Raw genomic sequence first — 21,040 nt, 5'->3', positions numbered from 1 at the left:
TGTGCACCTTTGCCAAGAGGCCGCACTGCCGTCTGCGTTACCTGTCAGGGCGTAGCCCTTTTCGTTGCCAACATAACGAAATAGGGAAATATAAAAATGCTAAGTCCAAAGCCAACCATGCTGGCCCTTGCGGTCGGTCTGTGCTGCGCCTCGTCCGCTTATGCTGCGGCGCCCGGCAAGCCGACCATCGGATGGGGCCCCACCAAGTTTTCCATCGTTGAAGTCGATCAGGCGGCCACTGCCTACAACAATCTGGTCAAGGTAAAGGATGCCGCCGATGTGGAGGTGAACTGGAACCTCTGGAGCGGCGATCTGGGCCAGAGTGCCAAGGTACTGCTCAATGGTCAGGAGGTGTGGTCCGGCCCCTCGGCCGCGGCGGGCAGCGCCAAATTCAAGGTGAAGAAAGGGGGGCGCTACCAGATGCAGGTGGCGCTGTGCAACGCCGATGGCTGTACCCTCTCTGATGCCAAGGAGATCGTGGTCGCCGATACTGACGGCAGTCATCTGGCGCCACTCAAGGCGCCGCTGCAGGAGAACAACAAGCCCTACGCCAACAAGTCCGGCAAGGTGGTGGGGACTTACTATGTGGAGTGGGGGGTCTATGGCCGCAAGTTTACGGTCGACAAGATCCCGGCCCAGAACCTGACCCATATCCTCTATGGTTTCACCCCCATCTGCGGCGGGGATGGCCTCAACGACAGCCTCAAGGAGATCGAAGGGAGCTTCCAGGCGCTGCAGCGGGCGTGTGCCGGTCGCGCCGACTTCAAGGTGGCGATGCACGATCCCTGGGCCGCCATCCAGATGCCGCAAGGCAACCTCACTGCCCATGACGAGCCCTACAAGGGCAACTTTGGCGCCCTGATGGCGCTCAAGCAGGCCTATCCGAACCTCAAGATCCTCCCCTCGGTCGGCGGTTGGACCCTCTCCGACCCCTTCTACTTCCTCGGTGACAAAACCAAGCGTGACGTGTTTGTCGGCTCGGTGAAAGAGTTCCTGCAGACCTGGAAGTTCTTCGACGGTGTGGATATCGACTGGGAGTACCCGGGCGGACAGGGCGCCAACCCGAAACTGGGCAGCCCGAGTGATGGTGCCACCTATGTGGTGCTGATGAAGGAGCTGCGGGCCATGCTCGACGAGCTGGAGGCCGAAACCGGGCGCCAGTATGAGCTCACCTCGGCCATCGGGGCGGGGGGCGACAAGATCCAGGATGTGGACTACAAGGCGGCCCAGCCCTACATGGATCACATCTTCATGATGACTTACGACTACAACGGTGCCTGGAGCAACACCGAGCTGGGCCACCAGACCAACCTCTATGCGGCGAGCTGGGATCCCGATACCAAGTACACCACCGACAAGGCGGTCAATCAGCTGCTGGCGCAGGGGGTTGAACCGGGCAAGCTGGTGGTCGGGGCCGCCATGTATGGCCGTGGCTGGACCGGGGTGAGCGGTTATCAGGGCAACAACCCCTTCACCGGCAAGGCGACCGGCAAGGTGAAAGGCACCTGGGAGGACGGGGTGGTGGATTACCGCGACATCGTCAACAACCGGATGGGGGCGGGCTGGGAGAAGGGCTATGACGAAGTGGCCGAGGCGCCCTATCTGTTCAAGGCGGCGACCGGCGATCTCATCACCTATGACAACGAGCGCTCGGTCAAGGCCAAGGGGCAGTATGTGCTGGCCAACAAGCTCGGTGGCCTCTTCTCCTGGGAGATCGATGCCGACAACGGCGACATCCTCAACGCCATGCACGAGGGGTTGGGTCACGGCAGTGGCGTCACGCCACCGGTCAACAAGCCGCCGCTGGCCAACGCGGGCAGTGACCTCAAGGTGACCGGCCCGACCGAGGTGACGCTGGATGGTTCGGCCTCCCACGACCCGGAAAATAGCGCGCTCAGCTACAGCTGGAAGCAGATCTCCGGCCCGCAGGTTGGCTTGCTTGATGCTACTCAGGCCAAGGCACGCGTGGTGCTGGATGCCGTGACTGCCGACATCAATCTGGTGTTCGAGCTGACAGTGAGCGATGACCAGCAGTTGAGTGCCAAGGATCAGGTGGTGGTGACCAACAAGGCGCCGCAGGCCAATCTGGCGCCGGTGGTGAGTCTACCTGCCACGGCCTCTGTGGAGGCGGGCAAGCAGGTGACCATCAAGGCGACAGCCTCCGATCCGAACGGTGATCCGTTGACTTATCAGTGGAGTGTGCCGGCAGGCATCACCGCAACGGGTCAGAACAGCGCCACTCTGGTGGTCACCGGCCCGAGCGTAACCAGCGATACCGGCTATGACCTGAGCGTCACTGTCTCCGACGGCGGGCTGGATGCCAGTGCGGCAACCCGTCTGACGGTCAAACCGGCCAGCAGCGGCGGTGGTTGCACGGCGACCGATCCGGATGCGGCCAACTGGCCAGTCTGGAAAGCGGCCAGCACCTATAACAGCGACGACAAGGTGAGCCATAACCAGCTGGTGTGGCAGGCCAAGTACTGGACCCAGGGCAACGAGCCGAGCCGCACTGCGGATCAGTGGTTGCTGGTGAGCAAGGTGCAACTGGGTTGGGATGCCAATGTGGCCTACAACGGTGGCGAGCTCACCACTCATAACGGCCGTCAGTGGAAGGCGCAGTACTGGACCAAGGGCAATGAGCCCGGCAAACACGACGTCTGGCAGGATGTGGGAGCCGCCAGTTGTAAATAAGCATTGAATGGTGGTGGGGCATGCCAGTCATGCCCCGTTTTTTCTCCCCGCTTCGCCATATTCTGGCGGGCCTGCCAACCTGTTTCCCCCCAGCTTCTCTCTTGTGCTTGCAAAGCGGCCCTTCCGGGCTAGTGATTAATGCTCTCCCCGCTTGCTGGCATCTGTGCCGCACGTTGCCCTTTGCCAGCCATTGAGGCTGTTGATAAGCCAGATCATCCCGGCCAGTGGCAAGGCATAAATCGTCAAACGAACAAATTTGTCGTATCTGGATAACCGGGTGCGTGAGGGCAATTCGCTGGGCATGAAGACACCTGCTGGCCATGCAAAGCGGCGATTATAAATTCATTAGTTGCGATACAGATGGGTCTTTTGTCGCATACTGTTCTTACTCATTGATTTTTCTCAATTTGGTGTGATGCAGATCAAAAAAATGGTGTGAGGTATCTGGTTGGAGGTGATGAGATTAGGTCTGCATATCCGGCTGTTTTTTAAACGTTAATTTCTTGAAAGTGGGTAATTGTCGAGGTTGGTAACTGGTGGGCTGGCAATGGTCCGATTTGCTTACTTATCAGAATTACCCTACAGTCAATCGGCGATTATTTATCGCCAGAAATAACGTTGTGACAAGGGCAAACCGATTGAAAAGTCGGGACGCAAAGCTTCCGGTCTAAGGGTCAAGACGGCCTAGGATAGCGGGGCCACCACAGTAGAATGCAGGCTGCCTTTGCCAAGGGGTGGCCGTTTTTGTGTCACCTGTCGTGTTGCGTTGCCCTTTCGTTTTTCCAATAACGAAAAGGAAAGCAATATGCTAAGTCCAAAACCCGCACTGCTGGCCATGATGGTCGGTACCCTGCTCGCCTCCTCCGCCGCTTATGCGGCAGCTCCCGGCAAACCCGCCATCGGTTGGGGCCCCACCAAGTTTGCCATCGTCGAAGTCAACCAGTCCGCGACCGCTTATAACGAGCTGGTCAAGGTGAAGGATGGCGCCGATGTGACCGTCACCTGGAATCTCTGGAACGGCGATATCGGCCAGAGTGCCAAGGTGCTGCTGGATGGTAAGGAGGTGTGGTCAGGTTCCTCTTCCGCCGCGGGTACCGCCACCTTCAAGGTGCACAAGGGGGGCCGCTATCAGATGCAGGTCGCGCTGTGCAACGGCGATGGCTGTACCCTGTCTGATGCCAAAGAGATCGTGGTCGCCGATACCGATGGCAGCCACCTTGCGCCGCTCAAGCCTGCCCTGCAGGAGAATAACAAGCCTTACGTCAACAAGTCCGGCAAGGTGGTCGGTACCTACTATGTGGAGTGGGGGGTCTATGATCGCAACTTCACTGTGGACAAGCTGCCGGCCCAGAACCTGACCCATATCCTCTATGGCTTCACCCCGATCTGTGGCGGTGATGGCCTCAACGACAGCCTCAAAGAGATTTCTGGCAGCTTCCAGGCGCTGCAACGTGCCTGTGCAGGGCGCAAGGATTTCCAGGTCGCCATTCACGATCCCTGGGCCGCGCTGCAAAAAGGGCAGGGGTCACTGGTTGCCTGGGATGAGCCCTACAAGGGCAACTTCGGCAACCTGATGGCCCTCAAGCAGGCCTATCCGGACCTGAAGATCCTCCCCTCCGTCGGTGGCTGGACCCTCTCCGACCCCTTCTTCTTCATGCATGACAAGGCCAAGCGTGACGTGTTCGTCGCCTCGGTCAAAGAGTTCCTGCAGACCTGGAAGTTCTTCGACGGTGTCGATATCGACTATGAGTTCCCGGGCGGCGACGGTGCCAACCCCAATCTGGGGGACAAGACCAAAGATGGGGAAACCTATGTGCTGATCATGAAGGATCTGCGCGCCATGCTCGACGAGCTGGAGGCCGAGACCGGTCGCACCTATCAGCTCACCTCCGCCATCGGGGCCGGTTACGACAAGATTGAGGATGTGGATTACAAGGCTGCCCAGCAGTACATGGACCACCTCTTCGTGATGAGCTACGACTACAACGGTGCCTGGAGCAATACCTCCCTGGGTCATCAGGCCAACCTCTATCAGGCCACCAACGGCTCGGCCAACAAGCGCTACAACACTGATGCAGCGGTACAGCAACTGCTGGCGCAAGGGGTCGACTCCGAGAAGCTGGTGATCGGTGCCGCCGCCTACGGTCGCGGCTGGAAAGGGGTGAGCGGATATCAGGGCAACGATCCCTTCACCGGCACCGCCACCGGCAAGATCAAAGGCACCTGGGAAGATGGCGTGCTGGATTATCGCCACATCGTCAACAGCCATATGGGCGCAGGCTGGGAGTACAACTACGACGAGACTGCCGAAGCGGCCACCCTGTTCAAGCCCTCCACCGGCGAGCTGATCACCTATGACGACGAGCGCTCGGTCAAGGCGAAAGGCCAATACGTGCTGGCCAACAAGCTGGGCGGGCTCTTCTCCTGGGAGATCGATGCCGACAACGGCGACATCCTTAACGCCATGCATGAAGGCCTCGGTCACGGTGAAGGGGTCACTCCGCCAGCCAACAAGCCGCCAGTAGCCAATGCGGGCAGCGATCTGAGTGTCACCGGCCCGACCGAGGTGACGCTGAACGGCTCCGCCTCCCACGACCCGGAAAATGGCACCCTCACCTATAGCTGGAAGCAGATCTCCGGCCCGCAGGCCGCTCTGCTTGATGCCACTCAGGCCAAGGCCCGGGTTGTACTCGATGCCGTGTCCGCCGACATCAATCTGGTGTTCGAGCTGACGGTAACCGATGACCATCAACTGACCGCCAGGGATCAGGTGGTGGTGACCAACAAGGCGCCGCAGCCCAACCTGCCTCCGGTGGTCACTCTGCCCGCCAGCGTCAAGGTGGAAGAGGGCAAGCAGGTGAGCATCACCGCCAAGGCATCCGACCCCAATGGCGACGAGCTGATCTATCAATGGCAAGTGCCTGCCGGTATCACGGCGACCGGCCAGAACAGCGCCACCCTGGTGGTCACCGGCCCGGCGGTGGATGTCGAAACCGGTTATGACCTCTCTGTGACCGTCTCCGATGGCGCACTCGATGCCAACGCGGCTACCCGTCACCCGTCTCACCGTCACGCCAATCAACGAAGGTGGTGAGGGTGGCTCTTGCAACACCACAGATCCGGAAGCAGCCAACGTTCCCGCATGGCAGGTCAGCAAGGTCTACAACGGCGGTGACAAGGTGAGCCATAACCAGCTGGTATGGCGTGCCAAGTACTGGACTCAGGGTAATGAGCCGAGTCGCGCCGCCGATCAGTGGGCGCTGGTGAGTCAGGTTGAGCTGGGCTGGAACGCAGCCGTTGCCTACAACGGCGGGGATCTCACCAACCACAACGGCCGTCAGTGGAAGGCCAAGTGGTGGACTCAAGGCAATGAGCCGGGCAAGCACGATGTCTGGCTGGATATCGGGGCAGCAAGCTGTAACTGAGGCCTCTTCACCGATGACGGGGCATGGCGACATGCCCCTCATTCCCGGTAGCAATATGAACGAGAACCCGACAATGACCACAAATGTGACTCGAATCGCTGCCCTCATCATGGCAACCCTGGCGGCTGGCCCCTTGTCTGCCACCACCTCGCCCCTGATATTCAATGACACGACACCGCAAAGCGATCTGACCGGCAGTCTGGCTGCCAGCGTGCAGTTTGCCCAGAGCCAGATCCTGCCGTCCCATCCCAAAGAGGGGGATCGCCAACCCATCCTGACCAGCCTGCGCAAGAGCCTGCTGCTGGTGAAACCGCTCCAGGCCGACGGGGTGACCCCCATAACGGTGGAGGCCCGTGACGGCAGCGGCAAGCTGCTTGGCACCCTGACCTTGTCGCCGCCATCGGCGCTGCCAGAGACGGTTTACCACCTCGCGGGAGCTCCTGCCGGGGGAGTGAGTTTCATCCCGGAGAACGGCACCACTGCCATCATCAGCAGCAGTGCTGATTTGGCCAAACTGAGCGACAAGAGCGGCGTCTTCCTCAAGGATCGGCTGACTGGTCGCGCGCTGGTGGAGATCCAGACCGCCGACGGCCGCTGGGTTCGGGATATCTACCTGCCCGTGAGCCCGGAGCTGGAGGGCAAGATGGTGCGGATCCGCTCCAGCGCCGGTTATAACTCGACGGCCTTCTATGGCGAGCGACAGGTGACCGTCTCCCGTGGCCAGACCCTGCAGTTCAAGTTTGCCAATGGGCAGTGGTTCCGCGAGGGGGAGCTGGAGAACAACCGCATCACCTATGCAGCGGATACCTGGAGCGGCGAGCTGCCTGCCGAGTGGATCCAGCCCGGACTGAACCTCTCCGTTCGTCAGGGCAATCTCAGTGGTGAACTGCGTGACATCAAGGTCGGCGCCCCCGGCGAGCTGCTGCTGCACACCATCGACATCGGCATGCTCACCACACCACGGGATCGCTTTGCCTTTGCCAATGACAAGGAGGCCCATCGCGAATACTTCCAGACCATTCCGGCCAGCCGGATGATTGTCAGTCAGTATGCACCGCTCTCCCTGCCTGAGGTGATGCTGCCCAACGGCACCCTGCTGACCGATTTTGACCCGAGCGAAGGGGGCTGGCATGGCGGCACCATGCGTCAGCGCATCGGCAAGGAGCTTATCTCCCACGGCATCGACAATGCCAACTACGGCATCAACAGCAGTGCCGGTGAAGGGGAGGGAAGCCATCCCTTTGTGGCGGCCCAGCTGACAGCGCACAACAGCCGCGGCAAGTATGCCAATGGAGTTCAGGTGCACGGAGGTTCCGGTGGCGGTGGCATCGTCACGCTGGATGATTCGCTGGGCAACGAGTTCAGCCACGAGGTGGGCCATAACTTCGGCCTTGGCCACTATGTGGATGGCTTCCGTGGCTCGGTTCACCGCAGTGCCGATCAGCTCAACTCCAGCTGGGGCTGGGACAGTGACAAATACCGTTTCATCCCCAACTTCTCCCCGACCCGCACCAATGAGGATGCCTGTCTGGATGGCCAGTGCCAGCCACCGTTCGATGGCCGCAAGTTTGGGCACGATGCGATGGCGGGCGGCCGCCCTCTCTCCGGCGCCAACCGTTTCACCCTCTATACCCCCAATTCGGCCGCCATCATCCAGCGTTTTCTGGAGAGCAAGGCGGTGTTCGATGCCAACTCGGCCACCGGCTTTAGCAAGTGGAACAGTGCGATGGCCATGATGGAGCCCTATCAGCACACAATCGAGGGGATCGAGAAGGTCGATGCCCCCATGGATGCCCTGAGCGAGGCCGGACTGAGTGCCCTGCTGGCGGATTACGGCTTGGTCAGGGTCGCCATGTGGGACGGTCGCTGGACTCGTGATATCCGGGTGCCGGTTGCCTCTGCGGACAACCGGGGGCGCAGTCTGACCATCGATCACGGGGCCGGTTACAACAGCCACCTCTTTATCAACGGCAAGGATATCCTGGTGAGCAGGGGCTTCAAGAAGAGCTTCACCTCGGATGGCCTGAGCTGGGTGGAGGTCTCCCCCATCGATATCAAGGTTGCGCGCAAGCCCGAGCAGTTCGGCGTGCCGGTGACCACCCTGGTGGGCTATTACGATCCGCAAGGAGCCCTGCGCAGCTACATCTATCCGGCTCTGCACGGCGCCTACGGCTTCACCTATCCGGATGACAGCAACACCCTGTCCGGCAATGACTGCCAGTTGCAGGTGGAGACCCGCGATGGTCTGCAGCGCTTCAGGCTGGCCAATCACAGAGCGGCCAGCAGCGTCATGAACAAGTTCCACATCAACCTGCCCACCGCCAGCGAGCCCGGTCGCGCCACCATCCAGTGCCGTGGCCAGACGCTGGTACAGCAGAGCTTGTTGCCACCGCAGCAGTCACTCTCCTTTACCGTCAACGGGCGGCCGCTGGAGCAGGGCGTGGTTGAGAACCAGCCTCCGGTAGTGACCGTACCGGCGCAGCTTGGCGGCATCGGCGGTGAGTGGCTGACCATCACCGCCGAGGCGAGGGATCCCGAGGGGGATGCGCTCAGCTACCGCTGGCACTTCCCAGCAGGCTGGCAGGCGGAAGGCGAGACCAGTGCCAACCTGCGTCTGCTAGCGCCGGCAGTCACTACCAGAGAGCAGCATGAGCTGAGTGTGAGCGTCTCGGACGGGGTACATCAGAGCGAAGGGCGCGTCGTGCTGACGCTGGCGCCCGTGGTCGACGGCTCTTGCAACATCACAGATCCGGAAGCGGCCAATGTTCCCGCATGGCAGGCCAGCAAGGTCTACAACGGCGGTGACAAGGTGAGCCACAACCAGCTGGTATGGCGTGCCAAGTACTGGACTCAGGGCAATGAGCCGAGCCGCGCCGCCGATCAATGGGCGCTGGTGAGTCAGGTTGAGCTGGGTTGGAACGCAGCCGTTGCCTACAACGGCGGTGAGCTGACCAACCACAACGGCCGTCAGTGGAAGGCCAAGTGGTGGACTCAAGGCAACGAGCCGGGCAAGCACGGCGTCTGGCTGGATGTCGGGGCGGCAAGCTGCCCCTAGGTTGAGTCCATGATGAAGATGGCGGAGCCTGTTCAGGCGGGCTCCGCCTTTTGCCACAAAACCATAGAGAGCAACAATAATGAAAAAAAACCGCATCACCCTTCTGCTTGCCAGCATGATGCTGAGCGGCCACCTGTGGGCGGCCGAGGCATATGACATCAACAAATCCTATCCTGGCGGCAGCCAGGTCAATTACAACGGCCAGGTTTTTGAGGCCAAGTGGTGGGTCAACCCGGGTCAGACTCCCGGCATGGCGGCCGCCAATGAGTGGGATACCCCGTGGAAGCTTGTCGGCGAAGGGGAAGTGACCCCGCCGGACACTGGCGGCGATGACAAACCCAATCCGCCAACGCCTACCCCGCCGGATGGCAGCACCACCCCCGTCTATATGAGCCAGGCCGAGCTGGATGCCAAAGAGAAGGCGCTGACCGACTTCCCGGCGATGGAAGCGGTCAAGGCTTCCATCGCTACCCGGGACAATCTGGTAGTCGAGGCGGTGCAGCCTGGCCGTGCCGACAACCCGGGCAACGTCAAGCGGGTCGAAAACCTGCTGAGCGAGAGCCAGTTCAACTACCTGTTCCCGCTGCGCGCCCCCGAGTACACCTATCGCGGCCTGCTGCAGGCGGCGGCCAAGTTCCCGGCCCTGTGCAGCGACTACAGCGATGGCCGCGATGCCGATGCTATCTGCCGCAAGACGTTGGCGACCATGTTCGCTCACTTCGCCCAGGAGACCGGCGGCCATGAAAACTGGCGCCCGGAGGCCGAGTGGCGTCAGGCGCTGGTCTACGTGCGCGAGATGGGATGGAATGAGACCATGCGCGGCGGTTACAACGCCGAGTGCCGCCCCGATGTGTGGCAGGGTCAGCAGTGGCCGTGCGGTACGTTCGACAATGGCGAGTTCAAGAGCTACTTTGGCCGCGGTGCCAAGCAGCTCTCCTACAACTACAACTACGGCCCCTTCTCCGAGGCGATGTTCGGTACGGTGCGCACCCTGCTCGACCGCCCCGATCTGGTGGCCGACACCTGGCTGAACCTCGCTAGCGCGGTGTTCTTCTATACCTATCCGCAGCCGCCCAAGCCCTCCATGCTCCATGTCATCGATGGCACCTGGCAGCCGAATGACCATGACAAGCAGAACGGTCTGGTGCCGGGCTTCGGGGTCACCACCCAGATCATCAACGGTGGGGTGGAGTGCGGCGGCCCGGTCGAGCACGCCCAGTCCCAGAACCGCATCAACTACTACCGCGAGTTTGCCAACTACCTCGGAGTGGCGGTGCCATCTGACGAGGTGCTGGGTTGCAAGAACATGAAGGTGTTTGACGACAATGGCGCCGGTGCCTTGCCCATCTATTGGGAGCAGGACTGGAGCTATGTGGCAGGGAACCCCAACGGCGGCAAGAGTTACGCTTGCAAGCTGGTGGGCTACCAGACCCGCTTCAGCGCCTTCAAGGCAGGGGATTACAGCCGCTGCGTTCAGCACTTCTATCCGGAGGTGGTGATCGAGGATAACGGCGGTGGCACCAACCTGCCGCCAGTGGCCAATATCACTGGCCCGGTGCAGGCCGAAGGTGGCAGCAAGGTGACTCTCTCCGGCCAGCACTCCAGCGATCCGGAAGGCAAGCCGCTCTCCTATGCCTGGACAATCCCAGCCGGTGCCTCTGCCCCGGCTCTGGATCAGGTCACTCTGGAGTTGACCCTGCCCAAGCCGACCAGCGATACCAAGCTGGACATCAAACTGACGGTGACCGATGAAGGGAGCTTGAGCCGTAGCGCCACCCATAGTCTGCTGGTGAAAGGGGAGGAGGGGGGCGTAACGCCGCCTGACTATCCCGTCTATAAAGAGGGGACTCCCTACAAGGCGGGTGAGCGGGTCAGCAACGGCGGTGCCAGCTACGAGTGCAAACCGCACCCCTACACCGGCTGGTGCGCAGGTGCCGCCTGGGCCTATGAGCCGGGCAAGGGTACGGCCTGGGCCGATGCCTGGATCAAGCTCTGAGCCGTTTCAGGGTTACAAGGTTTGCCGACAAGCCAGCGCACTATCTGGTGCAATGACAATCCGGAGCAATAAAAGATGGGGCCTGTGGGCCCCATTCTTGTTTTGTGGAGTTCAGGTTTGGCCGTGGAACATCTGGCCCGGACAGGACAGCGCCTCGAAAGGGCTGTGTGATGATGTGTGTTGTAGTTTTATTACGTTTTCCGTGAAAGGCTTTCAGCAATTACTTGCCGTAGCGGAAGTAGTATTCACGGGTGGAGGGGGCATAGGCATCTTTCTCTACAACGCCGTTCTTGGTGGTTGCACCGCGCAGGTGGAACAGGACTGCCAGATTCTCAAACATGGTTTACCTCATCGCTCTGTCATTTATGGTTATGGTGTGTGACCTGGGTCACGGTTTGATCCTATGGTCATTTGTGAGCCAGATCAACTTTCTGCGTTGTAAATTTACAAAAATCATGGAAAGGGTTTTCAAATGCAATGCCCTTTATGGAAAGGCTTTCCCGAGGTGACGGGGGAGAAGCTGATTACCAGCCAGCATAAAGAGGTCTGAAAGCGGGGGCGTTGCACGGGGAAAGAGGCTTGCTGCACGGCCTCTCCTGTATAGGTGCTTGAGCCGATTTGTGACATAAAACAGAGAGATAGCACGCGTCTTGCTGGTAAAAACAGCGAACTGCTGCAATTTTGACTAAACGAATCAGTCGTGGTTATTTTAGGGTTGACAGCAAAGCAGGTGATGCCTATCATGCGCCTCCGTTGCCGGAGATAACTTCGTCAGCGCCGAGGTGAGTTGGGGTTATAGCTCAGCTGGGAGAGCGCTTGCATGGCATGCAAGAGGTCCGCGGTTCGATCCCGCGTAGCTCCACCAAATTCTCCTCGAACAATCTGGAATCAAAGGGGTTATAGCTCAGCTGGGAGAGCGCTTGCATGGCATGCAAGAGGTCCGCGGTTCGATCCCGCGTAGCTCCACCAGATTCTTGATTGTTTTATTGAATATCCAGGGCAGTGTGGTGTGTATCACCCAAGCCGACCTTTGTGGGGTTATAGCTCAGCTGGGAGAGCGCTTGCATGGCATGCAAGAGGTCCGCGGTTCGATCCCGCGTAGCTCCACCATTATTTAGGATGAATGGCCGCCAGAACCATTCATTCAGTACCGAATTTGGGGTTATAGCTCAGCTGGGAGAGCGCTTGCATGGCATGCAAGAGGTCCGCGGTTCGATCCCGCGTAGCTCCACCAAATTCAGAGTGACTGCCGGTCATTCACAAAAATCGGGGTTATAGCTCAGCTGGGAGAGCGCTTGCATGGCATGCAAGAGGTCCGCGGTTCGATCCCGCGTAGCTCCACCAAATTCTTGTTACAAGAAACAAAAAGGCCACCGCATCGCGGTGGCCTTTTTGTTTTCTCCATCATTTATTTTCTCCATACGTCCGTGCCTTTCATTTGTAAATCCAATGACCTGAATGAAAAAGCCCGCGAGACTCGCGGGCTTTGCTTGCGCTATTCAGATACGCCAGTGGTTAACGGCGACGTCGCCAGGCCAGCGGTAACAGGGCCAGCAGGCCGAGTCCCAGTGCACCACCGCCTGAGGAGGTGTCCGGTTTGGTGGCATCGCTCTCCAGTCTCAGGTCGACGATGATGGGATCATGGTCGGAGGCACTGAAGTGGTTGTCAGACTTGAGCAGGGAGCCGGTGTACTTGCTGCCGTATTCGAACAGGGAGCTTTCGAAGGAGTTGATGTGCCAGTCGGCGACACCTGCCACCTTGCTGGCTAGCGCCGGGTTGGCGAGGGCATAGTCCAGGGTGCCCAGCTCCCCGTCGTAGCTGTAGGAGATGGCTTTCTCCTTGTTGAATTTGACGTTGAGATCGATCAGGCCGTAGCTGCGAGTCACTTCGCGACCGAGCTGTTCATAGGACTGCTCACCGATAAAGGTGTGGGAGGCCGATACGATCTTCCGCTCGCTGGTGGCCGGGTTGTAGTCGGTCAGCACCCGGATCGGATCTTCCTTGGCGTAGGAGTTGAAGTCGCCAACCAGCAGCACCTGGCCCGGCAGTTTGCTGACTGCCTCACCCAGCACCTTGGCGGCAGAGACCCGGAACTCGGTGCACTTGCCCTGCAGGTCGGCCGGTTCTGTCTTGCCATCGCCATTTTCGTAGCAGCCTGACCCCTTGGATTTGAGGTGGTTGACCACCAGCGTCAGCGGCTCCTTGCTCTTGGCGAAGGTGAAGGTCTGAACCAGAGAATCGCGCTGACCAGCTGTCTTGGCTACACCACCTGTGGTGTAGCGCTGCTCCGGCAGCTTGATGACGCTGGCATCTCCGCTGGGGGTGAGCAGGGCAGGGCGGTAGATCATCGCCACCATGATGGCGTCACCGCCGAAGAACTTGCCATCGGTAAGGGCAGTGACCGGCAGACGCACATAGGCGTAGTGTTTGCTCGCATCCTTCTGCTGTTCGTTGAGGCGGGTCACCAGATTGTGGAGGGCCGAGTTATCCTCGAAGCCGTTGTTCTCCATCTCCATCAGGCCAAGCAGATCGGCATCCATTGCGGTGATGGCATTGACGATCTTGGTGCGCTGCTTCTCGAACTCGGGCTGGCTCTTGGCACCCCGGTTGCAACCTTTGGCGTTATCGGCATCCGCCTGATCCTTGCACAGGATATTGAGTGCGCCGCCAATGCTGGAGTGACTGGTGAAGTAGTTGAGTACGTTGAAGCTGCCGATCCGCAGATCGCTGCCAGCGAGGCGAGCCGGCGCGTCTTGACGATCCTCTTCAGGACTGCGCAGCAGAGCACCGGCAGTCAGGGTGATATCGCTCGGTACTACCAGACGGAAGGCATCCTTGTTATAGACGATTACCCCCTCCAGCCCGGTCAGTTGATCACCGATGCGCAGATATCCCTGATCGGCATCCCAGCTCGGGAACCAGGGCAGTACGCCATCCGGTGCTTTGTAATCAGACTCAACTACCAGACGGTTGCTGCCATTTTTGGTGGCCAGTGCGACAGCGTCCGCACTGCTGGCAACATGAAATTGGGTCGGTTTGATCAGCGGGGTTTTGTGGGCCAACTCTACGTTGTTGCGATAGACCTTGTAGTCGAAGCCGTAGTTGCGGGTCAGGTGCAGGTCACTGCTGCTGTCGAGACGTACCCGCATCCCTTCGTGGCGATTGAGCGCTTGCGCCAGCGTCTCCCCTTCATTGACCTGCAGTACGCTGGTCGGCACATTCAGCCCTTGTGCGGTGACTTGCAGGCGGGCTTTGCTGGATTCGAAGGTGGGCTTGAGCTGGGTGCCGCCGTAATACTCCTCGACCTTGGCTTCGAGGCAGAGTTCAGCCCCTGGTTTGATGTCTTTATATTTGGTCGCGAAGTCCTTGTCGTTCAGATAGACAAAGATGCCATCAGAGGTGGCCGGATTGCCATCGCCCACCGGGTCAGTCAGATAGAAACCCTTGGTCAGGCTTTGGCCCAGCGTCGTCACGATACCGCGAACGTTGAAGGTGCCCGTGCTGATTTTGCCGGTCACGTTACCGTTCTTGTCGGTCACGGTCTGGGTGGCCAGCGCGCTGGCGGAACCTGTGCCCTGAATGGTCGGGATGGGAGTGAGTTGAGCCGGATCGGACGGGCAGACAAATGCCGCATGGGCGCCTGAGGATGCAAGTGCCAGCCCCACGGCCAGCGACAGCAGGGTACGAGTACCTTTCATAGGTGTTCCTTTTTTATTTTTGCCAGTGATTCCATAGCCTTGGCTCGTTGACCAAGGGCGCGCATTGTCACATTTCTGGCATGTCATACCAGTGAGCCAACGCACATTAAATGAATCTGGGAAGGTGCGGGAAAGCGTTTTTATGATCCCAGTAACGATATGATTTTTTTGATAATTTAATCAATTTTAACCCTGTGATCATGACGCTTTCGTGGCAGGGGATAATTCTCTTTGAGAATAAAGATTGAGGGGATCTTGTCGCCTTCCTATACTGGGTTCGTTCCTCACGGAACCCAGGTAAAGGGCAAACCGGCAGTGATGTCGGGGCGCAATGCTTCCGGTCTCGATCGTGGATCCAGATAGCGGGGTTTCCCTGGGTGAGGGGTGGTTTTTGTGGCAGGTCCATTGCCAGTTGTCTGCGCCCATCATGCAGGTTGCGATTGTTCTTTGCCTTGGTGACCAAGCCAAGACAAAACAAGGAAGATAACAATATGCAACAGCTCTTCAGACCCAGCAGGCTTGCCATGCTGGTCGCCCTTGCGGCTGCGCCCGCCTGGGCTCAGGCCGCTTATCCCGCCTATAAATCCGGTACTGCCTACAAGGCTGGCGATATCGTCAGCAACGTCGGAGCCCTCTACGAGTGCAAAGAATTTCCCTATTCAGGCTGGTGCGGGGCATCCCCCTATCACTATGAGCCGGGGGTCGGGGTGGTCTGGGCAGATGCCTGGAAGCCCTATGGCGGCGAGGTGCCCCCTCCTGCGCTCGGCGTAGCCGTCAGCTCACCGGCTGCCGGTTCCAGCTTCAACGAAGGAGCCAACGTGGTGCTGGCGGTGAGCCTGAGCGGCCCGGTAACGGCCTTGGCCCGGGTGGAATATCTTGTTGACGGCACGCTGGTCGCCACGGCGAGCGCCTCGCCCTGGAGTGCCAGCTGGAGCGCCGCCGGAGTGGGGGCCCATACCCTCAAAGCTCGCGCGCTGGATAAAGATGGCAAGGTACTGAGCGAGGCGGATTCCAGCTTCAACGTCGCCGCCGTGGTGGCGCCAGAGGCGCCCAAGGTGAGCATTAGCAGCCCGGCCAGCGGTGCCAAGGTGACGCTGGGTCGCAGCGTGGCGGTGAGTGGCAACGTCACCGATGCCAACAACGATGTGGCCAAAGTCGAGCTCTATGTCGACGGCAAGAAGGTGGGCGAAGATACCACTGCCCCCTGGCAGGTGAACTGGACGCCGGATGTCAAAGGGAGTGCCGCCCTCAAGCTGGTGGCCACTGACAAGACCAATCTGAGCGGTGAGTCGGCGGCGGTGACCGTCAATGTCGAGGAGGCCGCGCTGCCGCCCACCGGTGGCAACCTCTCTTGTGACATTCGCCAGGTCTATCGCCCGGATGGCTACGAGTGCATGGGGGATGACCATGCCCGCCGGGTCATCGGCTACTTCACCTCCTGGCGCACCGGCAAGAACGGCCTGCCCGCCTATCTGGTGAGCGATATTCCATGGAACAAGATCACCCACATCAACTATGCCTTCGCGGCGGTGGATGAGCAGAGCCACACCATCAAGGTGGACGATGCAGCCACCAAGATGACCTGGGATGGCGTGCCGGGTGCCGAGATGGATCCTGAATTCGCCTACAAGGGCCACTTCAACCTGCTGTCGAAGTACAAGAAGCAGTATCCGGACGTGAAGACCCTCATCTCGGTCGGCGGCTGGGCCGATACCCGCGGCTTCTACACCGCCACTACCAAGGGTGACTGCTCGGTCAATACTGCCGGTATCAACACCTTGGCTGACTCGGCGGTGAGTTTTATCCGCCAGTACGGTTTTGACGGGGTCGATATCGACTACGAATACCCCACCTCGATGAAGGATGCGGGCAACCCCAACGATTTCCCGCTCTCCAACCAGTGCCGGGCCAAGCTGTTTGCCAATTACGAGGTGCTGATGAAGACCTTGCGGGCGCGGCTCGACAACGCCGGTAACGAAGATGGCCGCAAGTATATGCTGACCATCGCCTCACCGGCCTCGGCCTATCTGCTGCGCGGGATGGAGAACTTCCAGGTCACCCAGTACCTCGACTACGTCAACCTGATGACCTACGACTTCCACGGTGCCTGGAACCACTTTGTCGGTCACAACGCGGCCCTGTTCGACAACAATGCCGACCCCGAGCTCTCCCATTGGGGCGTCTATACCCAGACCCAGTTTGGCGGTATCGGTTACCTCAACGCCGCCTGGTCTGCCCACTACTTCCGCGGTGCGCTGGCGGCTGGCAAGATCAACGTTGGCGTGCCCTATTACACCCGCGGTTGGCAGGGGGTAAGCGGTGGCAGTCACGGGTTGGGTGGCAAGGCAGCCCTGCCGAGCCAGAACGAGTGCCAGCCGGGCACTGGTGGCAGCACCATTCCGTGCGGCAACGGGGCGGTCGGCATCGACAACATCTGGCATGATCTGGACAAGAACGGCAAAGAGATCGGCGGTGGCGCCGTGCCCATGTGGCATGCCAAAAACCTGGAGCATGCAGCCAGCCTTGGCATCACCACGCTGCCGAGTTATGGCTCTGCCTGGGGTCTGGATCCCAACAATCCGGCTCACGTGATGCAGGGCAAGTATGTGCGTTACTACGATGAGAAGGCCCACGCGCCCTGGCTGTGGAACGAAGAGAAGAAGGTGTTCCTCTCAACCGAAGATGAAGAGTCCATGGGCCACAAGCTCGACTACATCATCAAGCGCGGTCTGGGTGGCGTGATGTTCTGGGAGATGGCGGGTGACTACGCCTTCGATCCGGCCAAGAACGAGTATGGCATGGGCAGCACCCTGACCACCCTGGCTTACGAGAAGTTTGCCAAGGCAACTCCGTACAACACCAAGCAAAACGATCTGGCCGCGCCGAGCGCCCAGCTCGACATCCAGGTCAGCCTCTCCGGCTTCAAGGAAGGGGACTCCAACTACCCGATCAACCCGAAACTCAAGCTGGTCAACAAGTCGACCCAGACCATTCCGGGTGGCGCGCGCATCGAGTTTCTGGTGCCCACCTCCACCTCTGACACCATCACGGATCAGAGTGGCATGGGCCTGAAAGTGGTGGAGAGCGGTGGCAACGACAACTCGGAAGGCATTGCCAACGAGAAGGACTTCCACAAGGTCGCCATGAACCTGCCGGGCTGGCAGACTCTGGCGCCGGGGGCCGAGATTGAAGTCGCCATGACTTACTACCTGCCCGCCGCTGGCGTGCCGAGCGGTATGCGTATCATCAGCGGCAGCCAGACCATTGGTCTCAAGGCCGAGTTCCCGACCCTGCCGGAGGCCGTGCTGGGTTCGGGTGGCGGCGAGAATCCGGGCACCAGCTGCAGCAGCCAGAACGTCAATCCGGCGGCCTACAAGGCCTATCCGAGCTGGCCGCAGGGGGATCATGCCAATGGCGGTGATCGCATCACCCATAACAAGGTGGTGTGGCAAGCAAACTGGTGGACCAGCAGCGAGCCCAAGGCAACCGATGGCAGCTGGAAGTCTGTCTGTAGCTATTGATTTTAAAATCAATGAGATAAGTGAGGCTTCGGCCTCACTTTTTTTGTCTGGTTGGTCGCTCTGGTTGAAAATGCGCCTGCCTTTCCTGGCGGGCAGCCTCTATAATAGAGTCGATTAATAATCAGATGGATATCAGCGTATGGCGAGTATATTGGATTCCGTTGATCAACGAACTCAACTGGTGGGGGAAAACCGCCTCGAGTTGTTGATGTTTCGTCTCGGCACCCGTCAGATGTTCGCCATCAACGTCTTCAAGGTACGGGAAGTGGTCAAATTGCCCCATCTGAGCAAGATGCCGGGCTCCCATCACAATATCAGTGGGGTGGCCAATATCCGCGGTACCTCGATCCCGGTGATCAACCTGCGTAGCGCCATCGGCATGCGTCCCATGCCCATCGACAGTGAATCCAACCTCATCATCACCGAGTACAACCGTACCATTCAGGGCTTTCTGGTGGGGCAGGTGGCCAATATCGTCAACATGACCTGGAAGGATATCCTGCCGCCGCCGCGATCTGCCGGGCGTGCCAACTACCTCACTGCCATCACCCGCATTCCCGAAGATGGGGTGGATCAGATCGTCGAGATCATCGACGTGGAGAAGGTGCTGGCGGAGATCATCACCTATGACATCCGCATCTCCGAAGAGGTGCTGGATCGGGAGATCCTGCCCGAGATGCATGGCCGCAAAGTGCTGATCGTCGATGACTCCAGCACCGCCCGCAATCTGGTGCGCGAGACCCTGGGCCAGCTTGGGCTTGAGGTGATCGAGTGTCAGGATGGTTTGCAGGCGCTGACCCTGCTCAAGGGGTGGTGCGATGCTGGCAAGAAGGTGACCGACGAGATCCTGCTGATGATCACCGATGCCGAAATGCCGGAGATGGATGGCTACCGCCTGACCCACGAGGTGCGCAGCGATCCGCGTATGTCCGATCTCTTTATCACCCTCAACACCTCCCTGAGCGGCAACTTCAACGAAGCCATGGTCAAGAAGGTGGGGTGCGACCGCTTTATCTCCAAATTCCAGCCCGACTTGCTGGTCGGCGTGGCCCAGGAGCGGCTGCGTCAGGTACTGGAAAGCTGAGAAACTGCCTGCCGGTTATGCTAAATCAATAACAACACATCCCGCTTCGGCGGGATGTGTTGTTATTGGGTATTAGCGATGGATTGGTTGAATCAAGGTGCCACGCAGAGATCGTCGACCATTCAAAACATCCGATTTTGGCGGGATATTTTGTTATGGGATATTGGCGATAGACGGCGGGCTTATTGGCTGAGCAGCGGCTCCATAAAGCGGGCGACTTTATCGCGGATTTGTGGCTGGGCCGCCGGGGTGGGATGAATACCATCGTTCATCATAAGTTCAGGGCGCAGCGCAATATCATCCATAAAGAAGGGCAGCAGGGGCAGATCGTTAGCCTGGGCCAACTCGGGAAAGATCTGTTCGAACTGGCGCAGATAGCGGGCACCGTAGTTGCGGGGCAGCTGGATTTGGGTCAACACCACACGGGTCTGCTGCTCCTTGGCGAGCGCGATCATGCTGGCCAGATTCTGGCGGGTAATGGTCGGTGCGAAGCCGCGCAGGCCATCGTTGCCCCCCAGTTCGATCAGCAGCCAGTCCGGCTTGTGCTCCTTCAGCAGAGCGGGCAGACGGGCCAGCGCCCCCTGGGTCGTTTCACCGCTGATGCTGGCATTGAGCAGGGTGTGTTTGCCCCCCTCCTCCTGCCATTTCTGGTTGAGCAGGGCAGGCCAGCTCTGCTCAACCTGCATTTGATAGCCGGCGCTCAGGCTGTCTCCCAGCACCAGCAGGGTCTGGGCCTGAGCCGACGAGAGCAGGCTGCCGAGGCCAACGAACAAGGCAAACAGAATACGCACCATCAATTCAACTCCCGCTATGGATTGTCATCAAGGAATTGGAACAAAGGATACAGAGCATGAGTTCAACCCCCATTATTGTCGTCAAGGGCCTCGGCAAATCGGTTCGCCTCGGCCAGGAAAGCCTCACCATCCTTGAAGGGATCGATCTGCAAGTCAATAGCGGCGAGACGGTGGCCCTGGTCGGCGCCTCCGGCTCCGGCAAGTCCACCCTGCTGGGATTGCTGGCCGGGCTCGATCTGCCGAGTCAGGGGGAGATCGAAATCCTCGGCAAATCCCTTGGCGAGCTGGATGAGGAGGGGCGGGCCCGGTTGCGCGCCGAGCAGATCGGCTTTGTGTTCCAGTCGTTCCTGCTGCTCCCGACCATGACGGCGCTGGAGAATGTGATGCTGCCCGCCGAGCTGCGCGGGGAGCGGGATTGCGAACCAAGAGCCCGCGAGCTGCTGGCAGCGGTCGGGCTTGGCGAGCGGTTGCACCATCTGCCGCCACGGCTTTCCGGCGGTGAGCAGCAGCGGGTGGCAATCGCCCGCGCCTTTATGACCCGTCCAAGCCTGCTGCTGGCGGACGAGCCGACCGGCAACCTCGACAGCAAGACCGGCGAGAAGGTGATCGAGCTGCTGTTTGAACTCAATCGCAAGCACGGCACCACGCTAGTGGTGGTAACCCATGATCATCAGCTGGCCGAACGTTGCCAGCGGCAAGTGGTCATGACGGCGGGCAGACTGGAGCGCGAGGTGGCCCATGATGTGGTGTAACGGGGTGAGCTGCGGATCAGGCG

The 21,040-nt window shown here is 59.7% G+C and carries 9 protein-coding genes, 5 tRNA genes, 1 pseudogene and 2 riboswitches; of the genes and pseudogenes, 12 read left to right on the top strand and 3 right to left on the bottom strand.

Going from position 1 to position 21,040, the window contains the following annotated elements:
- The first annotated feature begins 96 nt into the window (after positions 1-96).
- Positions 97-2,691 carry a glycosyl hydrolase family 18 protein gene (locus tag AB5Y84_RS07910; protein ID WP_368176726.1) on the top strand — a complete coding sequence of 865 codons (2,595 nt, stop codon included), beginning with the start codon at positions 97-99 and terminating at the stop codon, positions 2,689-2,691.
- Between the two features lie 135 nt (positions 2,692-2,826).
- Here AB5Y84_RS07910 and AB5Y84_RS07905 read toward each other — a convergent pair whose 3' ends face one another.
- A complete protein-coding gene (locus AB5Y84_RS07905) occupies positions 2,827-2,994 on the bottom strand; it encodes a hypothetical protein (protein WP_257726114.1) in 168 nt (55 codons plus the stop codon).
- Positions 2,995-3,309: 315 nt separating this feature from the next.
- Positions 3,310-3,397, top strand: a riboswitch (cyclic di-GMP riboswitch).
- A 99-nt stretch (positions 3,398-3,496) separates the two neighbouring features.
- Between AB5Y84_RS07905 and AB5Y84_RS07900 the strand changes: the two are divergent.
- From AB5Y84_RS07900 to AB5Y84_RS07865, 8 genes and pseudogenes are all read left to right on the top strand, one after another.
- Positions 3,497-6,116 (top strand): annotated as a pseudogene (locus tag AB5Y84_RS07900) (glycosyl hydrolase family 18 protein).
- Between the two features lie 73 nt (positions 6,117-6,189).
- A complete protein-coding gene (locus AB5Y84_RS07895; protein ID WP_368176725.1) occupies positions 6,190-9,171 on the top strand; it encodes a M66 family metalloprotease in 2,982 nt (993 codons plus the stop codon).
- Between the two features lie 79 nt (positions 9,172-9,250).
- A complete protein-coding gene (locus AB5Y84_RS07890) occupies positions 9,251-11,167 on the top strand; it encodes a glycoside hydrolase family 19 protein (RefSeq protein WP_368176724.1) in 1,917 nt (638 codons plus the stop codon).
- Positions 11,168-11,956: 789 nt separating this feature from the next.
- Positions 11,957-12,032 (top strand) — tRNA-Ala (locus AB5Y84_RS07885).
- Positions 12,033-12,060: 28 nt separating this feature from the next.
- A tRNA-Ala gene (locus AB5Y84_RS07880) sits at positions 12,061-12,136 on the top strand.
- 65 nt (positions 12,137-12,201) lie between these two features.
- Positions 12,202-12,277: transfer RNA gene (locus AB5Y84_RS07875), tRNA-Ala, on the top strand.
- A 48-nt stretch (positions 12,278-12,325) separates the two neighbouring features.
- Positions 12,326-12,401, top strand: a tRNA-Ala gene (locus tag AB5Y84_RS07870).
- Positions 12,402-12,435: 34 nt separating this feature from the next.
- Positions 12,436-12,511 (top strand) — tRNA-Ala (locus AB5Y84_RS07865).
- Positions 12,512-12,682: 171 nt separating this feature from the next.
- Here the strand turns inward: AB5Y84_RS07865 and AB5Y84_RS07860 are convergent.
- Entirely contained in the window at positions 12,683-14,866 is a 2,184-nt protein-coding gene (locus AB5Y84_RS07860) for an ExeM/NucH family extracellular endonuclease (RefSeq protein ID WP_257724806.1), read from the bottom strand.
- Positions 14,867-15,159: 293 nt separating this feature from the next.
- Positions 15,160-15,242: riboswitch (cyclic di-GMP riboswitch) on the top strand.
- A 148-nt stretch (positions 15,243-15,390) separates the two neighbouring features.
- Between AB5Y84_RS07860 and AB5Y84_RS07855 the strand changes: the two genes are divergently transcribed.
- Together AB5Y84_RS07855 and AB5Y84_RS07850 are read left to right on the top strand one after the other, a co-directional pair.
- On the top strand, positions 15,391-18,387 hold the full coding sequence (locus tag AB5Y84_RS07855) for a glycosyl hydrolase family 18 protein (protein ID WP_368176729.1): 2,997 nt from the start codon (positions 15,391-15,393) through the stop codon (positions 18,385-18,387).
- A 139-nt stretch (positions 18,388-18,526) separates the two neighbouring features.
- A complete protein-coding gene (locus tag AB5Y84_RS07850) occupies positions 18,527-19,471 on the top strand; it encodes a chemotaxis protein CheV (RefSeq protein WP_005335238.1) in 945 nt (314 codons plus the stop codon).
- A 182-nt stretch (positions 19,472-19,653) separates the two neighbouring features.
- Here the strand turns inward: AB5Y84_RS07850 and AB5Y84_RS07845 are convergent, their stop codons facing one another.
- Positions 19,654-20,265 carry an arylesterase gene (locus AB5Y84_RS07845; protein ID WP_005335237.1) on the bottom strand — a complete coding sequence of 204 codons (612 nt, stop codon included), beginning with the start codon at positions 20,263-20,265 and terminating at the stop codon, positions 19,654-19,656.
- Positions 20,266-20,321: 56 nt separating this feature from the next.
- Here AB5Y84_RS07845 and AB5Y84_RS07840 point away from each other — a divergent pair, with 56 nt between their 5' ends.
- On the top strand, positions 20,322-21,017 hold the full coding sequence (locus AB5Y84_RS07840; RefSeq protein WP_204419493.1) for an ABC transporter ATP-binding protein: 696 nt from the start codon (positions 20,322-20,324) through the stop codon (positions 21,015-21,017).
- The last annotated feature ends 23 nt before the right edge of the window (positions 21,018-21,040 follow it).

Origin of the sequence: Aeromonas sp. s11 (genome assembly GCF_040907945.1) — a bacterium.
Lineage (GTDB): Bacteria > Pseudomonadota > Gammaproteobacteria > Enterobacterales > Aeromonadaceae > Aeromonas > Aeromonas veronii.
This window is presented reverse-complemented; position numbering and strand designations above follow the sequence as displayed.

What these genes read in the sequence shown, in the direction of transcription:
- AB5Y84_RS07860 (WP_257724806.1), bottom strand. Translation starts at nt 14,866, where the DNA reads ATGAAAGGTACTCGTACCCTGCTGTCGCTGGCCGTGGGGCTGGCACTT.
- AB5Y84_RS07850 (WP_005335238.1), top strand. Translation starts at nt 18,527, where the DNA reads ATGGCGAGTATATTGGATTCCGTTGATCAACGAACTCAACTGGTGGGG.
- AB5Y84_RS07840 (WP_204419493.1), top strand. Translation starts at nt 20,322, where the DNA reads ATGAGTTCAACCCCCATTATTGTCGTCAAGGGCCTCGGCAAATCGGTT.
- AB5Y84_RS07890 (WP_368176724.1), top strand. Translation starts at nt 9,251, where the DNA reads ATGAAAAAAAACCGCATCACCCTTCTGCTTGCCAGCATGATGCTGAGC.
- AB5Y84_RS07905 (WP_257726114.1), bottom strand. Translation starts at nt 2,994, where the DNA reads ATGCCCAGCGAATTGCCCTCACGCACCCGGTTATCCAGATACGACAAA.
- AB5Y84_RS07845 (WP_005335237.1), bottom strand. Translation starts at nt 20,265, where the DNA reads ATGGTGCGTATTCTGTTTGCCTTGTTCGTTGGCCTCGGCAGCCTGCTC.
- AB5Y84_RS07855 (WP_368176729.1), top strand. Translation starts at nt 15,391, where the DNA reads ATGCTGGTCGCCCTTGCGGCTGCGCCCGCCTGGGCTCAGGCCGCTTAT.
- AB5Y84_RS07910 (WP_368176726.1), top strand. Translation starts at nt 97, where the DNA reads ATGCTAAGTCCAAAGCCAACCATGCTGGCCCTTGCGGTCGGTCTGTGC.
- AB5Y84_RS07895 (WP_368176725.1), top strand. Translation starts at nt 6,190, where the DNA reads ATGACCACAAATGTGACTCGAATCGCTGCCCTCATCATGGCAACCCTG.